Genomic DNA, 15,389 nt, shown 5'->3' with positions numbered 1-15,389 from the left:
CTCCTACACGGGGCGCGCGTGCGATTCAGAGCTTGGCCGGCACTTCGCGCCAGCAGCCCTGGTCGAGCCCTTCGAGGGTCCAGTCGCCAATCCTCACCCGCACCAGGCGCAAGGTCGGCAAGCCCACCGCCGCGGTCATGCGCCGCACCTGGCGGTTGCGCCCTTCGCGAATCACCAGTTCCAGCCAGGCAGTCGGCACGCTCTTGCGAAAGCGCACCGGCGGATTACGCGGCCATAGCGTTGGCTCGTCGAGCAGGCGCGCCTCGGCCGGCAAGGTCGGCCCGTCGTTGAGCTCGACGCCCTCGCGCAGGCGCTGCAACTGCTCGGCGCTCGGCTCGCCCTCCACCTGTACCCAGTAGGTCTTGGCCAATTTGTGCCTGGGGTCGGCGATGCGCGCCTGCAGGCGGCCGTCGTTGGTCAGCAGCAACAGGCCTTCGCTGTCACGGTCCAGGCGCCCGGCCGGGTAGATGCCGGGGATGTCGATATAGTCCTTGAGCGTGGCGCGCCCCTCGCCGTCGCTGAACTGGGTGAGCACATCGAACGGCTTGTTGAACAGGATCAGGCGCGGCTCGGCCGGCGGCGCCTTGGGCTGGCGACGCGGGCCGGCAGGACGCGCCGCCGGGCGGCGCGGTGTGTTGCGGGGGGGCAGGGACATGGATCCTCAGCGGAACGGCGGCTCATCGAAGCTGCGCAGTTTACGCGAGTGCAGCGAGTTGAGCTCGGTGCGCAGCAGGTCGAGGGCGGCAATGCCGATCTTCAGGTGCTGGCTGACCGCGCGGTTGTAGAAGGCGTTGGCCGAGCCAGGCAGCTTGATCTCGCTGTGCAGCGGCTTGTCCGAAACACACAGCAAGGTGCCGTACGGCACCCGCAGGCGATAGCCCTGGGCCGCGATGGTGCCGCTTTCCATGTCTACCGCCACCGCGCGGGACAGGTTGATCAACGGCCGTTCCTGGGCCCAGCGCAGTTCCCAGTTGCGGTCGTCGTAGGTGAGCACGGTGCCGGTGCGCAGGCGCTTCTTCAGCTGGTCGCCACGCTGGCCGGTAACCTGGGCCGCAGCCTCCTGCAGCGCCAGCTGCACTTCGGCCAGGGCCGGGATCGGGATGTTCGGCGGCACCACGCGGTCGAGAATACCATCGCGGCGCATGTAGGCGTGGGCCAACACATAGTCGCCGATGGTTTGCGATTGGCGCAGGCCACCGCAGTGGCCGATCATCAACCAGCAGTGCGGGCGCAGCACGGCCAGGTGGTCGGTGATGTTCTTGGCGTTGGACGGGCCGACACCGATGTTGACCAGGGTCACGCCATCTCCGTCGGCGGCGATCAGGTGGTAGGCCGGCATCTGGTAGCGGTGCCAGACCACCCCGGCCACCAGGGCCTGGGCCTCGCCGTTGTCCATGCCCTTGTCGATGATCACGTTGCCCGGCAACACCATGCGCACGAAGCGCGGGTCGTCGCGCAGTTGCTCCAGGCCATGGGCGATGAACTGGTCGACATAGCGGTGGTAGTTGGTCAGCAGGATCCACGGCTGCACATGCCGCCAGTCGCTGCCGGTGTAGTGCACCAGGCGGCGCAGCGAGAAGTCGACGCGGGCAGCATCGAACAACGCCAGCGGCAGGGTCTGGGCGCTTTCCCAGTCGTACAGGCCGTCGGCGATGTTGTCGGTGGCTGCCGACAGGTCGGTGCTGGGGAACACCCGCGCCAGTTGCGCGGCGGTGATGCCGCTGCCGGCCAGTTCGTCGCCCTGGTCGACCACGTAGGGGTAGGGAATGTTCTGCTCGCTGACACCGACTTCGACGGTCACGGTGTAGTCGTGCATCAGCGGGCGCAGTTGCTCAAGCAGGTAGCTGCGAAACGCCGCGGGCTGGGTCACGGTGACGCTGTAGGTGCCGGCCACCTGGACCTTGGCATAGGCGCGGGTGGTAGCGGCGACTTCGCCCTGGCTGAAGTAGGTCAGGCGCAGCGCCGGGTAGCGGAACAATGCCCGCTCGTCGTCGCCCGGTTCGGTGCGGTCCTTGAGGTAACGCTTGAGGGCCTGGCTCAGGGCCCCGGTGGCCTGTGCATGCAAGGCCGCCAGTCGGTCGACGGCCTGTTCGGGGGTAGCTACGACTTCAAACGCTTGGCTCACGCTGGGCTTCCTGTCTTGGGAACATGCATGCCAGCCATCTTGCCTGCGTTGCCAGGCAAATACACCCCCAGTGTCGGTGCCGTGCAATTGCTTGCCCGAGCGGTTTTCAACCCGCCCAGACAGGCGTGGCCCTGGCCACCAGCGCCACGGCATCCACCCCGCGCGGCAAGGCGCCATACACCCGCCCGCCGGCGCCCAGGCGACTGCCGATGAATGCATCGCTCACCGTGGCGTTGCCCGCCTCCAGCAACAATTTGGCCTGTAGCGCCACGGCGATGTCCTCGGTCAGTTGCCGTGCGCGGTACTGGATGTCGTCGGTATCGGCGAACGCGCCCTTGAGGTTGCCGATAAACGCCGCCAGGCGTGGGTCGCCATGGCCATCGCCCAGTTCGACGAACAACGCCTCGAGCACCCCGGGCTCCTTCGACAGGGCCCGCAGCACGTCCAGGCACTGCACGTTGCCCGAGCCTTCCCAGGTCGAGTTGACCGGGGCCTCGCGGTACAGCCGGGGCAGGATGCTGTCCTCGACATAGCCGGCGCCGCCCAGGCACTCGGCGGCCTCGTTGATCATCCCCGGGGCGCGCTTGCAGATCCAGTACTTGCCCACGGCTGTCACCAGCCGGGCGAAGTGCGCCTGCTGCGGATCGTCCAGTTGGTCCAGCGCCTGGCCCATGCGCAGGCTCAGGGCCAGGGCGGCCTCGCTTTCCAGCGCCAGGTCGGCGAGCACGTTCTGCATCAGCGGCTGCTCGGCCAGCACCCGCCCGCCGACCTTGCGGTGCGCGCAATGGTGCGCGGCCTGGGTCAGGGCCTGGCGCATCAGGGCGCTGGAGCCGACCATGCAGTCGAAACGGGTCATGGCGACCATCTCGATGATGGTCGGCACGCCACGGCCCTCCTCGCCCACCATCCAGGCCAAGGCACCACGGAACTCCACCTCGCTGGAGGCATTGGAGCAGTTGCCGAGCTTGTTCTTCAGGCGCTGGATGTAGAACTGGTTGCGCTGGTCGTCCGGCCGATGACGCGGCAGCAGGAAGCAGCTCAGCCCCTTGTCGGTCTGCGCCAGGGTGAGAAAGGCATCGCACATCGGCGCCGAGCAGAACCACTTGTGCCCCACCAGCTCGTAGGGTTGGCCCGGCCCCGGCGCACCCACCGGGTAGGCGCGGGTGGTGTTGGCGCGCACGTCGGTGCCGCCCTGCTTCTCGGTCATCGCCATGCCGATCGTCACCCCGGCCTTGTGCCGGTCGCCGACATTGCGCGGGTCGTACTCGCGGGCCAGGATCTTCGGCAGCCAGTAGCCCGCCAGCTCCGGTTGCAGGCGCAGGGCCGGCACGGCGGCGAAGGTCATGGTCAACGGGCAGCCGGTGCCGGCTTCGGCCTGGCTGTGCAGGTAGGTCATCGCGGCCCGGGCGACATGGGCGCCGGCCCGCGGCTCGGCCCAGGGCAGCGACGGCAGGCCATGCTCGACGGCGGTGCGCATCAGCTCGTGGTAGGCGGGGTGGAACTCCACCAGGTCGATGCGCCGGCCATAGCGGTCATGGCTGCTGAACTCGGGCTTGTGGGCATTGGCCAGGAAGCCCGCCGCCATCAATGGACCACCGGCCAGCGCGCCATAGGCGTCGATCCGCGCCTCGGCCCAACCAGCGCCGAAACGCCGCGACCACGCCTGTAGCGGCAGGTCGAGGCGATACAGGTTGGCGCCGTCGAGGGGCGGTGGCTGGTTGGTGACTTCGTGGGTTTCGGCGAACTGGTGCAGGTTCATCGGGGGCCTCCTGGATCCGCTCATGCCTGGATAACCCAGTGAAGCACCGCAGGCCGGTCAGTCAAAGTGACAAAACGGACTACATGGGGGCGCTTCGCGCCCTGACCGCCCCCTCAAACCCTGCACTGCCCCTGTAGGAGCGGCCTTGTGTCGCGAAAGGGCCGCGCAGCGGCCCCAGAATCGAGCATGAAACAAAGATCGCCGGGGCCGCTTTGCGGCCCTTTCGCGACACAAGGCCGCTCCTACCGGGAACGCGTGACCGCCATCACTCGTCAGAAGCGCTCCAGGCCCGATGCGACAGGCGTCGGTGCTACCTGCACCTGCGCCACGGCAAGGACCAGGCTCAACTCGAAGCGGCTGCCCAGCCCGGGCGTGGATTCATGAGACAAGCTCGCGCCGATCAACTCGCTCAGCTGCCGGCAGATCGACAGGCCGATCCCCAGGCCGCCGTAGCGCCGGGTCATCGACCCGTCCACCTGGGAAAAGCGCTGGTACAACAGCGCCTGGTCGAGGTCGTCGAAACCGATCCCGCTGTCGCTGACGGTCAGGCTCAGGGCCAGGGTGTCGGGCCCGGTCCGCCGCCCCCGGGCCTGCACGGTGACGCCGCCCTGGTGGGTGAACTTCAAGCCGTTGTCCACCAGGCAGGCCAGGCAGCGCGCCAGTTTCTGGGCATCGCCCAGCAGGTTGTCGGGCAGCTCGGCGGGGATGTCCAGGCTCAGGTACAGGCCCTTGGCCAGGGCCTGCCCGGCATAGCCGGCGCGCAGTTCCTGGAGCAACCGGCGCAGACTGAACGGCACGCCATGGCTACGCAACCGCCCAGCCTGCAGTTCGGTGAGCACGAGAATATCGTCGACCATCGCCATCATGTCCTGGGCTGAGCCGGTGGCGGTGCGATGGTATTGCGCCTGCTCGGCGCTCATCGGCAGGGTATGCAGCAGCTCCAGCGAACCGATCACGCCGTTCATCGGCGTGCGCAGTTCGTGGGTCACGGTGGCGAGGAACTCATCCTTGAGCCGATTGCTGCGGGCCAGTTGCAGGTTCAGTTGCTCCAGCGTGCGGCCAGTGTCGCGCAGGGTTTGCGCCTGTTGCTCGCGCAGGCTGTTGATGCGGTCGGCCAGGGCCAGCGACAACAGCGCCACCTCCAGCGCCGAACCCAGTTGGCTGGCATACATGGTGATGAATACATTGGGCAGGTAGCCCAGCACCATCAAGGTGTTGACCAGGCCGCCGAGCAAAAACGCCGTCCAGGCGATGATGAACCAGCGCGCCACCCGCACCCCACGCCACCAGGCGTACAGCCCGGCGCTGAAGATGCTCACGGTGAACAGCAGCGCCAGCAGCGTGGCCATGCGCAAGGCCACGCCGTAGCGCAGGGTCAGCGCCATCAGCATTACCAGCGCGCCCGCCGCCATCAGCAGCAGCAGCAGGCGATCGAAGCCGCGGCTCAGGCGCCCCAGTTGCAGGAAATGGCGGGCGAACTGGCAGCCGAACACGCCGGCGGCGCCGATGAACAGCGGCGTCGCGGCATTCGCCCACCAGGGGCTGTTGGGCCAGAAATAGGCGATGCCGGCGCCGTTGACCGACACCTGGTAGAGCCCGAACGCGCCGATATAGAGGATGTAGTAGAGATAGCTGGTGTCGCGCACGCTGAGGTAGATGAACAGGTTGTACACCAGCATCACCAGCAGCACGCCGTAGATCATGCCCAGTAGGTACAGGCGGGTGGGCTGGTCTTGCAGGTAGGCCTCGGTCGACCACAGGGTCAGCGGCGCCTGGATCGAGCCCTGGCTGTGCAGGCGCAGGTAGGCGGTGGTGGCCTGGCCTGGGTGCAGGGGCAGTTCGAACAGGTAGTTGTTCTGCTGGATCTGCCGGCTGGCATAGGGCAGCGCGTCGCCGGTGCGCCCGGCCAGGCGGTACACGCCCTGGGCGTCCGCCAGGTAGAGTTCGAGGTGGTCCAGCGGCGGGTAGGCCAGTTCCAGCAACCATTGGCGCGGCGCGGCGGAGGGGGCGGCGGCGTAGGCCAGGTCGACCTTCAGCCAGAACACCGAGGTCGAATAGCCGGCATTGAGCACCTCGTGCTCATGGGCCTGAAAGCGGTTGGCGAACGCGGCCGAACTGACCTGGGCAATACTGGCGCTGCCGTCGTGGTCTTCATAGACCTGCATGAACCGGCCCAACGGCAGACGCCCGGTACTGTCGTCGAAAGCGACCGCCCCAGCGAACAGGGGCACACAGCCCAGCAGCACAATCAGCAAATAGCGCATACAGCCCCAGCCTGGCCTGTCACGGTCGCGTCGCGGTTGCCTCCTGTCCATTTGAGACGACGTGATCCGGCAGTGCCGTTCATCGAGTTATCCGAGCACTCTAGCATAGCTTTCCAGCCCGACCAGAGGCCACATCATTTTTGCCATGAAAGGCTCTAGCACGGGCATTACAGAGTCAACCACCAACACCTTTTGACCACTCGATCAGGAATTAACCCCGCGTGGCTGATCCGCGCAAAAAGGTTTGGTGATAAGCTCGCCGACCATGAATACCTACAGCTCCCGCCCCGTTGTCCTCTGTCTCTCCGGCCACGACCCCAGTGGTGGCGCCGGGCTGCAGGCAGATATCGAAGCCCTGATCGCCCAAGGTTGCCACGCCGCTCCCGCCGTGACCGCCCTGACCGTGCAGGATACCGTCAACGTTTCCGACTTCCGCGTGCTCGACCGCGAGTGGGTGCTGGCCCAGGCCAACGCCGTGCTGGCCGACTCCACGGTGGCCGCGGTCAAGCTGGGCATGCTCGGCTCGATCAAGATGGTCGACACCGTCGCCGAACTGCTGGCCGCCCACCCGCACCTGCCGTTGGTCTGCGACCCGGTGCTGCGTGCCGGCGGCGGTGGTCGACTGGGCAAGGACGAGGTTGGCTATGCGCTGCGCGAACGGCTGTTGCCGCTGGCCACCATTGCCACGCCGAACCTGCCGGAAGCACGCATCCTCGCCGAGTTGCCCGAAGGCACCGCAGACCAGTGCGCCGAGAAGCTCCTGCCGTTCTGTAGACACCTGCTGATCACCGGCGGTCACGGCGACGAAGTGGAAATCCACAACCGCCTGTACAGCCGCGACGGCCAGCAGCACACCTGGACCTGCCAGCGCCTGCCGGGCAGCTACCACGGCTCAGGTTGCACCCTGGCCAGCGCCCTGGCCGGCCGCCTGGCCCTGGGCGAGGCGCTGAGCAGCGCGGTGCGCAGCGCCCTGGACTACACCTGGCGCACCCTGCGTGACGCCGAGCAGCTGGGCAAGGGCCAGTACGTGCCGCGCCGCCTGCCCCTGGATTTCTGCTCCTGACACGAGGCCACCCCATGACGCTCCGCGGTCTGTATGCGATCACCGATAGCCAGCTGCTTGCCGGCCGTTTCCTCTCCCATGTCGAAGCGGCGCTGGAGGGCGGCGTCTGCCTGCTGCAGTACCGCGACAAGAGCGACGACGCGGCCCGCCGCCTGCGTGAGGGCGAAGCGCTGCGCAAGCTCTGCGAGCGCTACGGCACCCAGCTGCTGATCAACGACGACGCCGAGCTGGCCGCGCGCCTGGGCGTCGGCGTGCACCTGGGCCAGACCGATGGTCCGCTGACGCCGGCCCGCGCCCTGCTCGGCCGCCAGGCGATCATCGGCGCCACCTGCCATGCCAGCCTGGCGCTTGCGCAGCAGGCCGCCAGCGAAGGCGCCAGCTACGTTGCCTTCGGCCGCTTCTTCAATTCCGTGACCAAGCCGGGCGCCCCGGCTGCCGGCGTCGACTTGCTCGAGCAAGCCCGCGCCCAGGTCAAGCTGCCGATCGCCGTGATCGGCGGCATCACCCTCGACAACGCCGCCCCGCTGGTCGCCCATGGTGCCGACCTGCTGGCGGTGATCCACGGCCTGTTCGGTGCCGACAGCGCGCAGGAAGTCACCCGCCGCGCCCGCGCCTTCAACGCCCTGTTCGCTTGCTGATTTCGAGAGAAAATCCCATGTCCCGTTCCGAAGCCCTGTTCGCCCAAGCCCAGAAACACATCCCCGGCGGCGTCAACTCGCCGGTCCGCGCCTTCAAGAGCGTCGGCGGCACGCCGCTGTTCTTCAAGCACGCCGAAGGCGCCTATGTCATCGACGAAGACGACAAGCGCTATGTCGACTATGTCGGCTCCTGGGGCCCGATGATCCTCGGCCATGCCCATCCACAGGTCCTGGATTCGGTACGCAAGCAGCTGGAACACGGCCTGTCCTATGGCGCGCCGACCGCCATGGAAACCGAGATGGCCGACCTGGTCTGCTCGATCGTGCCGTCGATGGAAATGGTGCGCATGGTCAGCTCCGGCACCGAAGCCACCATGAGCGCCATCCGCCTGGCCCGTGGCTACACCGGCCGTGACGCGATCATCAAGTTCGAAGGCTGCTACCACGGCCACTCCGACAGCCTGCTGGTCAAGGCCGGCTCCGGCCTGCTGACCCAGGGCGTGCCGAGCTCCGCCGGGGTGCCGGCGGACTTCGCCAAGCACACCCTGACCCTGCCGTTCAACGACATCGCCGCGGTCGAGAAGACCCTGGCCGAGGTCGGCCAGACCGTGGCCTGCATCATCGTCGAGCCGGTGGCCGGCAACATGAACTGCGTGCCGCCGGCGCCAGGCTTCCTCGAAGGCCTGCGCAGCCTGTGCGACAAGCATGGCGTGGTGCTGATCTTCGACGAGGTGATGACCGGTTTCCGTGTGTCGCTGGGCGGCGCCCAGGGCTACTACGGCATCACCCCGGACCTGTCGACCTTCGGCAAGATCGTCGGCGGCGGCATGCCGGTCGGCTGCTTCGGCGGCAAGCGCGAGATCATGGGCTGCATCGCCCCGCTCGGCCCGGTCTACCAGGCCGGTACCCTGTCGGGCAACCCGCTGGCCATGGCCGCCGGCCTGACCACCCTGAAGCTGATCAGCCGCCCGGGCTTCCATGACGAGCTGAGTGCCTTCACCAGCCGCATGCTCGACGGCCTGCAACAGCGTGCCGATGCTGCAGGCGTGCCGTTCGTCACCACCCAAGCCGGCGCCATGTTCGGCCTGTACTTCAGCGGTGCCGACGACATCGTCACCTTCGACGACGTGATGGCCAGCGATGCCGAGCGCTTCAAGCGCTTCTTCCACCTGATGCTCGAAGGTGGCGTGTACCTGGCGCCAAGCGCGTTCGAGGCTGGCTTCACCTCCATCGCCCACGGCGACAAGGAGCTGCAGATCACCCTGGATGCAGCCGAAAAGGCTTTTGCTGCCCTGAAGTAAGTCGCTGCACCGCGCCTTTGTGGGAGCGACCTTGCGTCGCGAAAGGGCCGCAGAGCGGCCCCAGGATTTCAGCAAAAATGCATGGATTGCTGGGGCTGCTGTGCAGCCCTTTCGCGACGCAAGGCCGCTCCCACAGGGGCCAGTACAGGCAATAAGTACCCATGCACAACCCGCTGACGTCCCCAGCCAAGTAGAAATCTGAGTAAAACTTTGTAAGGTAGGCGCTGCTTATCCCATAATGTGCCACCAGAGACATTGGCCGCAGCTTTGCAGAGGTAAGTCGATCCCCATGAACCGCACCGGCCGCGCCCTGACCCTGGGCTGCCTGTTGCTTCTTCAGCCCCTGCTGGCCCTGGCGGAGGGCGGTAACTCGTTGCTGATTCCGGCGGCGGGCCGCTGCACCCTCGATGCTGCGCCCGAGGACCGGGAGAGCGCGCTGCAAGCCTGTGAGCAAGCGGCGCAAAGCGGGGATGCCGAAGCCCAGTACGAACTCGGCGAGTTCTACTACAGCGCCACGCCACGGCAGCTGGACAACGCCCTCAAGTGGTTCGAAAAAGCCTCGCTGCAAGGCCAGGCCCAGGCCCAGTACCGGCTCGGCTCGATGTTCTTCCATGGCGAAGGGGTCAAGGCCAACAACGTGCAGGCCTATATCCTGCTGAAGATCGCCGCGGTCAACGGCGCCGAGGATGCCCTGGACATGGCCGACGAGGTCACCGAGCAGATGCCCCGCGACGAGCTCGAGCACGCCACCCAGGTACTCGGCCAGATCTTCCGCAAATACCTGCTGGAACTGCAGAACGCCGAAGGGCGCACGCCGTTCTCGCCCCTGCCCTGACCTGCCTCAGCGACCGACACATCCGTGTAAAGCAAGCCATGCATGCTGCCAGTTCCGGCCCTGTCGCCAGCTTGCCGGCGACAGGCACGCAGCAACCCTTGATCGTTTCAGTGCTTTCGCCACTGCCACGCAAGGGTTATTCTTGAGTTCACATTCATTGCCGTCGAGCGGCTAAAAACGACCTTGAACGCACCCATACAACCCCATCGTTTCATCCTCGAACCCTTCGAGGCCCACCGTTTCGCCAACTTGTGCGGCCAGTTCGACGAGCACCTGCGCCTGATCGAACAGCGCCTGGCCATCGAAATCCGCAACCGCGGCAATCAGTTCGAACTGATTGGCGAACCGAAAACCACCTCCGCCGCCGAACAGCTGCTGCGCCGCCTCTATCGCGAGACCAAGGCCACCGACCTGTCGCCGGAAACCGTGCACCTGTATCTCCAGGAATCGACGGTCGAGACCCTCGAAAACCCCGCCGTCAATGAAGTCAGCGTCTCGCTGCGCACGCGCAAGGGCAACATCCGCCCGCGCGGCGTCAACCAGCAGCGCTACGTCAAGGAGATCCTGGCCAACGACATCAACTTCGGCATCGGCCCGGCCGGTACCGGCAAGACCTACCTGGCCGTGGCCTGCGCCGTCGACGCGCTGGAGCGCGAGCAGGTGCGGCGCATCCTGCTGGTGCGCCCGGCGGTCGAGGCGGGCGAGAAACTGGGCTTCTTGCCGGGCGACCTGGCGCAGAAGATCGACCCGTACCTGCGCCCGCTGTATGACGCGCTGTACGAAATGCTCGGCTTCGAGCACGTGGCCAAGCTCATCGAGCGCCAGGTGATCGAGATCGCCCCGCTGGCCTACATGCGCGGTCGCACGCTGAACAACAGCTTCATCATCCTCGACGAAAGCCAGAACACCACGCTGGAACAGATGAAGATGTTCCTCACCCGCATCGGCTTCGGCTCGACCGCGGTAATCACCGGCGACATCACCCAGGTCGACCTGCCACGCGGCACCAAGTCGGGCCTGGCCCATGTGATCGAGGTGCTCAAGGACGTGCCGGGCATCAGCTTCACCCATTTCCAGCCCAAGGACGTGGTGCGCCACCCGCTGGTACAGCGCATCGTCGAAGCCTACGACCGCTTCGACGCCCGTCAGGCCAAGCCCGAGGCGCCCGGCAAAGATGCTTGAACTCGACCTGCAACGGGCCACCGACGCCGCTGCCCCCGATGACGCCGCCTTCCGCCGCTGGTGCGAGCTGGCCCTGCGCCAGCGCAGCGCCGACTCGGAAATGACCATCCGCCTGGTGGACGAAGCCGAAGGCCGCGAGCTGAACCACACCTACCGGCACAAGGACTACGCCACCAACGTGTTGTCCTTCCCCGCCGATGTGCCCGACGACCTGCTCGATATCCCGCTGCTGGGCGACCTGGTCATCTGCGTGCCGGTGGTCGAGCGCGAGGCCGCCGAACAGGGAAAAACCCTGGAGGCACACTGGGCGCACCTGGTCATCCATGGCTGCCTGCACCTGCTCGGCTACGACCACATTGACGATGAGGAAGCCGAGGAAATGGAAGCGCTGGAACGGCAATTGCTTGCGGAACTGGGTCACCCGGACCCGTACGCCGACGACGAAACCGATTCAATCACACACTGAACACTGCAAGGATCACGAGTAACCGCCATGAGCGAAGATCGATCGAGCAACGGGCAAAAGTCCTGGCTGGGTAAACTGACCCAGGCTTTTGCCCATGAGCCGAAAAACCGCCAGGAGCTCCTCGAGCTGCTGCGCGAAGCCCATCAGAACAAGCTGCTCGACAGCGAAGCGCTGACCATCGTCGAAGGCGCCATCCAGGTCGCCGACCTGCAGGTGCGCGACATCATGGTGCCGCGCTCGCAGATGATCAGCATCAAGGCCAGCCAGTCGCCACGCGAGTTCCTGCCGGCGGTGATCGACGCCGCGCACTCGCGCTACCCGGTGATCGGCGAGAGCCATGACGATGTGCTCGGCATCCTGCTCGCCAAGGACCTGCTGCCGCTGATCCTCAAGGAAAACGGCGACAGCTTCAACATCAAGGACCTGCTGCGCCCGGCCACCTTCGTGCCCGAGTCCAAGCGCCTGAACGTGCTGCTGCGCGAGTTCCGCGCCAACCACAACCACATGGCCGTGGTCATCGACGAATACGGCGGCGTGGCGGGCCTGGTGACCATCGAGGACGTGCTCGAGCAGATCGTCGGCGACATCGAGGACGAGCACGACGTCGAGGAAGACAGCTACATCAAGCCGCTGCCCAGTGGCGACTTCCTGGTCAAGGCGCTGACCCCGATCGAGAACTTCAACGAGTTCTTCGACAGCGAGTTCTCCGATGACGAGTTCGACACTGTCGGCGGCCTGGTGATGAGCGCCTTCGGCCACCTGCCCAAGCGCAACGAGACCACCGAGATCGGCGGCTACCGCTTCCGTATTCTCAACGCCGACAGCCGGCGGATACACTTGCTGCGTCTGACCCCGATCAACCGTTAAGGAACACCATGCGCTGGATCACCCGCCCCGGCTGGCCCGGTAACCTGCTGGCCATGGCGGCCGGCGCCTCCACCCTCCTGGCCCTGGCGCCGTTCGACATCTGGCCGCTGGCGCTGCTGTCCATCGCCCTGTTCTACGCCGGCCTGCGCACACTGACCCCGCGCCAGGCCCTGGGCCGTGGCTGGTGCTTCGGTTTCGGCCTGTATGGCGCCGGCACCTGGTGGATCTACGTCAGCATGAACACCTACGGTGGCGCCTCGCCACTGTTGGCGATCCTGCTGCTGCTGGCGTTCTTCGCCTGCCTGGCGTTGTTCTTCGCCCTGCCCGCCTGGCTCTGGGCGCGCTGGCTGCGCCGGGACGAAGCGCCGCTGGCCGACGCCCTGTGCTTCGCCGCCCTGTGGCTGCTGCAGGAGGCGTTCCGCGGCTGGTTCCTCACCGGCTTCCCTTGGCTCTACGCCGGCTACAGCCAGCTCGATGGCCCGCTCGCCGGGCTTGCCCCGCTGGGCGGCGTGTGGCTGGTGTCGTTCGCCCTGGCCCTGAGCGCCGCCCTGCTGTGCAACCTGTACCGCCTGCGCGAGCGTCGCGCGTTCCTGGCCGTGGGCGTGCTGCTGTTGCTGGCGCCCTGGGCTGTCGGCCTGGCCCTGAAGGACCACGCCTGGACCGTCCCCGCCGGAGACCCGCTGAAGGTCGCCGCCCTGCAAGGCAACGTCGAGCAGGATCTGAAATGGGACCCGGCGCACGTCAACGCGCAACTGGCGTTGTACCGCGACATGAGCTTCAGCTCGAAACCGGTCGACCTGCTGGTATGGCCGGAAACCGCCGTGCCCGTGCTCAAGGACCAGGCCCAGGGCTACATCGACATGATGGGCGCCTTTGCCGCCGAGCGGCATTCGGCGCTGATCACCGGGGTGCCGGTACGCCAGGTGGTGCATCAGCAGCGCCGCTACTACAACGGCGTCACCGTCAGCGGTGAAGGCGACGGCACCTACCTCAAGCAGAAGCTGGTGCCGTTCGGCGAATACGTGCCGCTGCAGGACATGCTGCGCGGGCTGATCGAGTTCTTCAACCTGCCGATGTCGGACTTCGCCCGCGGCCCCGAGGACCAGCCACTGTTGCAGGCCAAGGGTTACCAGGTTGCCCCGTACATTTGCTACGAAGTGGTCTACCCGGAGTTCGCCGCCGGCCTTGCCGCACGCAGCGACCTGCTGCTGACCATCAGCAACGACACCTGGTTCGGCACCTCGATCGGCCCGCTGCAGCACCTGCAGATGGCCCAGATGCGTGCCCTGGAGGCCGGACGCTGGATGATCCGCGCCACCAACAACGGCGTGACCGCGCTGATCGACCCGTTCGGCAGGATCACCGCTCAGGTCCCGCAGTTCCAGCGCGCGGTGCTGTACGGCGAAGTGGTGCCGATGCAACAGCTGACGCCCTACCTGCAATGGCGTTCGTGGCCGCTGGCGATCGTCTGCGCGCTGCTGCTGGGCTGGGCGCTGCTGGCCGGGCGAATCGCCAGGACCGTCTAAGCGAAGATACCCCTGTAGGAGCGGCCTTGTGTCGCGAAAGGGCCGCGCAGCGGCCCCGGCGATACCAGCCGATGCACAAATCCTGGGGGTGCTTCGCCCCCCTTTCCGATCGCTGCTCCTACAGGGGCCCTGTACGCTGGACATCAATAGAACAACCGATACCCCAGCAACCCCACCGCCTCGTTGAGCAACTGCCCGCTCTGCCACATCGCCCGGCTTTCCGGGAGCAAGCCGGCGAATGGGCGGGCGTGGTCGCGGCCGAGGAAGCCGACAGGCGCGGGCACCACTTCCAGGCCCGCCCGCTCGAAGCTCCAGCGCGAGCGCTGCATGTGCCAGGCCTGGGTCACCACCACCACGCGGCGGATGCCCAGGGGCTGCAGCAACTTGGCGCTGAACGCGGCATTTTCCCAGGTGGTCCGGCTGGCCTGCTCTTTCCAGGCGACCTGCACGCCGAAATCGGCCTGCAGGCGCTCGGCCATCAACTGCGCTTCGCTGGGCGGCGTGCCGTAGTGCAGGCCGCCGCTGGTCAGCACCGGCAAGCCCGAGGCCTTGGCCAGTTGGGCCGCATAGCGCATGCGCTCCAGCGCCATGTAGCTCGGCTGGTCGGCATCGGCCCAGGCCGGGTCACCGCGATCACGCCCGGCCCCGAGCACCACGATGGCATCGGCCCTGGACGCCAGGTTCGCCCAGTCATCGACGCGCAACGCCGGCTCGGTTTCAAGCGCCCGGGCGGCATGCTCCACGACCCACGGCAAGCTCATCAGCCACAAGCCGCCCAGGCCCAGGGCGAAGCAGGCCGCCGCCAACCGTGGTCGACGCCGGCGCCACCACCAGGCAGCCAGCAGCAACAGCAACAGAACGCCGGGCGGCATCAGCCATTGTTTGAGAAAAAAGCGAAACGGCATCACACACCTCCATGGAAGGCGTGCAGCCTAAGAGGATCGGCACCGGGCCTCAAGGGCAACCGGCGCCGATCGATAGCGACAACTGTGAAGTACCAGCGGCTACAACCCTGATCGACTATCGGGACGGCAGTGTCCGCGCGCTTGCTGGGGCGGCGGAACGCTTGCGGTCCTTGAGCCAGACGATTCTGGCCGAGGACGGTTGCGGCTGCGGATAAGCACCGGCGCTGGCAAAACGGCCCTCCGGGAGGGATTCCAGGTAGGCCTTGATCACTTCGAACTCGGCATGGCTCAGGCCACGCAACTCCAGTTCGGCGGGCATCTCGTCGCGCAATCTGACCGAGGTCCTGGCCACTTCCAGCGCCAGGCCCAGGCGGTCGATCAGGCGTTCGTAAAGCTCCGGTTTGCTCGTGGTTAGCTGCGACTCTCCCATCCGTTCACCTCATTGAAGGTAAGAATAT

At 66.6% G+C, this 15,389-nt stretch carries 14 protein-coding genes; 8 read left to right on the top strand and 6 right to left on the bottom strand.

The window, feature by feature from the left end; all coding sequences use genetic code 11:
- Positions 1-25 precede the first annotated feature (25 nt).
- From KSS95_RS24510 to KSS95_RS24495, 4 genes are all read right to left on the bottom strand, one after another.
- Positions 26-655 carry a pseudouridine synthase gene (locus KSS95_RS24510; RefSeq protein ID WP_225935546.1) on the bottom strand — a complete coding sequence of 210 codons (630 nt, stop codon included), beginning with the start codon at positions 653-655 and terminating at the stop codon, positions 26-28.
- A 6-nt stretch (positions 656-661) separates the two neighbouring features.
- Complete coding sequence (gene amn, locus KSS95_RS24505; protein ID WP_217850481.1) at positions 662-2,125, bottom strand: AMP nucleosidase; 1,464 nt, start codon at positions 2,123-2,125, stop codon at positions 662-664.
- A 106-nt stretch (positions 2,126-2,231) separates the two neighbouring features.
- Positions 2,232-3,884, bottom strand: coding sequence for an acyl-CoA dehydrogenase family protein (locus tag KSS95_RS24500; protein WP_217850479.1), 1,653 nt, complete (start codon positions 3,882-3,884; stop codon positions 2,232-2,234).
- A gap of 272 nt (positions 3,885-4,156) precedes the next feature.
- Positions 4,157-6,148, bottom strand: a complete 1,992-nt coding sequence (locus KSS95_RS24495; protein ID WP_217850472.1) for a sensor histidine kinase — start codon at positions 6,146-6,148, stop codon at positions 4,157-4,159.
- 265 nt (positions 6,149-6,413) lie between these two features.
- Between KSS95_RS24495 and KSS95_RS24490 the strand changes: the two genes are divergently transcribed.
- The 8 genes from KSS95_RS24490 (at position 6,414) to lnt (ending at position 14,026) form a co-directional block, all read left to right on the top strand.
- Positions 6,414-7,211, top strand: coding sequence for a hydroxymethylpyrimidine/phosphomethylpyrimidine kinase (locus KSS95_RS24490; RefSeq protein ID WP_217850470.1), 798 nt, complete (start codon positions 6,414-6,416; stop codon positions 7,209-7,211).
- A gap of 14 nt (positions 7,212-7,225) precedes the next feature.
- Positions 7,226-7,849, top strand: a complete 624-nt coding sequence (gene thiE, locus KSS95_RS24485; RefSeq protein ID WP_217850463.1) for a thiamine phosphate synthase — start codon at positions 7,226-7,228, stop codon at positions 7,847-7,849.
- Positions 7,850-7,866: 17 nt separating this feature from the next.
- Entirely contained in the window at positions 7,867-9,150 is a 1,284-nt protein-coding gene (gene hemL, locus KSS95_RS24480; RefSeq protein ID WP_217850461.1) for a glutamate-1-semialdehyde 2,1-aminomutase, read from the top strand.
- Between the two features lie 289 nt (positions 9,151-9,439).
- The gene (locus tag KSS95_RS24475) at positions 9,440-9,985 is read left to right on the top strand and encodes a tetratricopeptide repeat protein (RefSeq protein WP_217850459.1); all 546 of its coding nucleotides are present in this window, start codon (positions 9,440-9,442) and stop codon (positions 9,983-9,985) included.
- Positions 9,986-10,168: 183 nt separating this feature from the next.
- A complete protein-coding gene (locus KSS95_RS24470; protein WP_217850458.1) occupies positions 10,169-11,167 on the top strand; it encodes a PhoH family protein in 999 nt (332 codons plus the stop codon).
- On the top strand, positions 11,160-11,633 hold the full coding sequence (gene ybeY, locus KSS95_RS24465) for an rRNA maturation RNase YbeY (RefSeq protein WP_217850452.1): 474 nt from the start codon (positions 11,160-11,162) through the stop codon (positions 11,631-11,633). The genes KSS95_RS24470 and ybeY overlap by 8 nt, the downstream gene beginning before the upstream one ends.
- Positions 11,634-11,660: 27 nt before the next feature.
- The gene (locus KSS95_RS24460) at positions 11,661-12,500 is read left to right on the top strand and encodes a CorC family transporter (protein ID WP_134692284.1); all 840 of its coding nucleotides are present in this window, start codon (positions 11,661-11,663) and stop codon (positions 12,498-12,500) included.
- A gap of 8 nt (positions 12,501-12,508) precedes the next feature.
- Complete coding sequence (gene lnt, locus KSS95_RS24455; RefSeq protein WP_217850450.1) at positions 12,509-14,026, top strand: apolipoprotein N-acyltransferase; 1,518 nt, start codon at positions 12,509-12,511, stop codon at positions 14,024-14,026.
- A gap of 143 nt (positions 14,027-14,169) precedes the next feature.
- Here lnt and KSS95_RS24450 read toward each other — a convergent pair whose 3' ends face one another.
- Positions 14,170-14,931, bottom strand: a complete 762-nt coding sequence (locus tag KSS95_RS24450; RefSeq protein ID WP_217850449.1) for a YdcF family protein — start codon at positions 14,929-14,931, stop codon at positions 14,170-14,172.
- 115 nt (positions 14,932-15,046) lie between these two features.
- Positions 15,047-15,361: a hypothetical protein gene (locus KSS95_RS24445; protein ID WP_134692278.1), complete on the bottom strand. Its 315-nt coding sequence runs from the start codon at positions 15,359-15,361 to the stop codon at positions 15,047-15,049.
- Between the last annotated feature and the right edge of the window lie 28 nt (positions 15,362-15,389).

This window comes from Pseudomonas muyukensis, from assembly GCF_019139535.1.
In the GTDB taxonomy this organism is placed as follows: Bacteria; Pseudomonadota; Gammaproteobacteria; order Pseudomonadales; family Pseudomonadaceae; genus Aquipseudomonas; species Aquipseudomonas muyukensis.
This window is presented reverse-complemented; position numbering and strand designations above follow the sequence as displayed.